Source organism: bacterium (assembly GCA_035703895.1).
In the GTDB taxonomy this organism is placed as follows: domain Bacteria; phylum Sysuimicrobiota; class Sysuimicrobiia; order Sysuimicrobiales; family Segetimicrobiaceae; genus Segetimicrobium.
This window is the reverse complement of sequence record DASSXJ010000326.1, coordinates 1-2,010: the sequence shown is the minus strand read 5'-3', so window position 1 is coordinate 2,010 and position 2,010 is coordinate 1. Positions and strand designations below refer to the sequence as shown.

At 65.3% G+C, this 2,010-nt stretch carries 2 protein-coding genes; both read left to right on the top strand.

The annotated features are described in order from the left end of the window. Nucleotides 1-1,357, top strand: a 1,357-nt coding sequence (locus VFP86_21520) for an acetate--CoA ligase family protein (GenBank protein HET9002228.1), incomplete at its 5' end; no start/stop codon positions are given. Between the two features lie 241 nt (nucleotides 1,358-1,598). Further along, nucleotides 1,599-1,751, top strand: coding sequence for a hypothetical protein (locus VFP86_21515; GenBank protein ID HET9002227.1), 153 nt, complete (start codon nucleotides 1,599-1,601; stop codon nucleotides 1,749-1,751). Nucleotides 1,752-2,010 lie beyond the last annotated feature (259 nt).

Here is a 2,010-nt window from a genome sequence, read left to right as displayed (position 1 = left end):
GCTGGCCGCCTCCGACGTCACGGTGGACGCGCTATTTCGGCAGTCCGGCGTCATCCGGACGGATACGCTCGAGGAGCTGTTCGACGTCGCCTCGCTCCTCGCGAGTCAGCCGCCCCCGAAGGGCCGCCGGGTCGGCATTATTACGAATGGGGGCGGCCCGGGGATCCTGTGCGCCGATACCTGTGAGGCCGAAGGCATGGAGATCCCTCTCTTGATGGACGATACCAGAGCCAAGCTGCGTGCCTTCCTCCCCCCACAGGCGAGCGTTGGCAACCCCGTGGACATGATCGCGTCTGCCCCGGCGGAGCACTACCGGGAGGCGATTCGTGCCGTGGCCGCCGACCCAAGCGTGGATGCGCTCATCGTCATCTTCGTCCCGCCGCTCGTGACGCGGGCGGAAGATGTCGCGCGTGCGATCATCGAAGGCGTACACGAGTTGGGCAGCGGCAAACCCGTGCTGACCGTTTTCATGTCGGCCCGAGGCGTTCCCGACACCCTCAAAACCGGCGAGGTCCGCATTCCCTCGTACGCCTTCCCCGAGTCGGCGGCGATCGCCCTGGCACGGATCTCCCGGTACGGAGAATGGCGGGCGCGCCCATTGGGGACGCTCCCCCGGTTCGGGGACCTGCAACGGGACGAGGCCGCGCGCGTGGTCGCGAGGGCGCTCGCCCGGAGCGACGGATGGATGTCACCGGAAGAGGTTCACGCGCTCCTCGTCTGTTACGGGCTTCCTGTCATCGACCAAAGCCTCGCGCGCACGCCGGCGGAGGCAGCCAAGGCGGCGCAGGCCATCGAAGGCGAGATCGCGCTTAAGGCGGTCATCCCGGGGGTCGTTCATAAGACCGAGTTCGGAGGGGTCCGGCTGCAACTACATGGGCCGAAAGAGGTGCAGACTGCGGCAAAGCAGATGGCGGCCATGCTTGCCTCCAAAGGACACTCCCCCGAGGCATTCCTGGTGCAGAAGATGGCGGCTTCCGGCGTCGAAATGATCGCGGGCGTCGTCCACGACGCGCAGTTCGGTCCGGTCGTCGCCTGCGGCGCCGGTGGCACCCTCGTGGAATTGCTGCGGGATGTGTCCGTCCGCCTGACCCCTCTCACGCGGGAGGACGCCGCCGAGATGATTCGGGAACTCAAGACCTACCCGCTGTTAACCGGGTTTCGGGGCGCGCCGAAGGCCGACGTGGCTGCGCTCGAGGATGTGTTGTTGCGGATCGGCATGATGGTCGAGGACCTTCCTCAGATCGCAGAACTGGACTGCAATCCGATCATCGTCCACGAGCATGGAGTCGACGTCGTCGATGCGCGCGTTCGAGTCGTGGCCTTTGAACCGCCCTCCTTGTTTGCCCGGCGGCGATAGCTCGCGGACCCACAGAGCTCGGCTCGCTGGGATCGACCGGGTCGGACCCCTGGCATTGGGCCCCTACCAGATTCCATAACCTAGCCTTCCTGGGTCCAGCAGGCGCGCAGCGATCCCCGGCAATGCCGGAGATGCCCTCAATCATTCACGCATGACAAATCGGGCGGTGACCCGATGCACAAACCGACCCAGAAGCCTACCCTCAATATGGAAGGTGAGGTAAAGGAAGGAGGGGGGGCATGTGTTGGACGCGGAGTGGATCCGGCCGGTTCTGGCTAGCATCGGGCTGATCATGGTTTTGGGGGCGTTCGAGCTCCTGAGCGTCCTCATTGCCGCCAGGTGGGATGCCGACGAGAACATAGATTGGCAGGTCGAGCCGAAGCGAGCAGCGTAACCGCCCCTTGGGCGTAGCAACTAGCCGCCGGGGGGAGCGCTCGGGAAGCTAAAGTGACCACGGGTTGAAGGTTCATGGCCAAGAAGTATAGGCTTGGCCTCTGGCGGCGCGGCGTGAAATGTGCTCGTCCCTAGGTATCGGGCCGCTACCAAATTCTCGGCCGGCCGTCAGAGCGGTTGTCAGAATGGGGCGTCCGCCCTGATTCCCCCTCAGGCCGGGCAACCCGCACCAGCATCCTCAAAACCGGATCCGTCAGGCG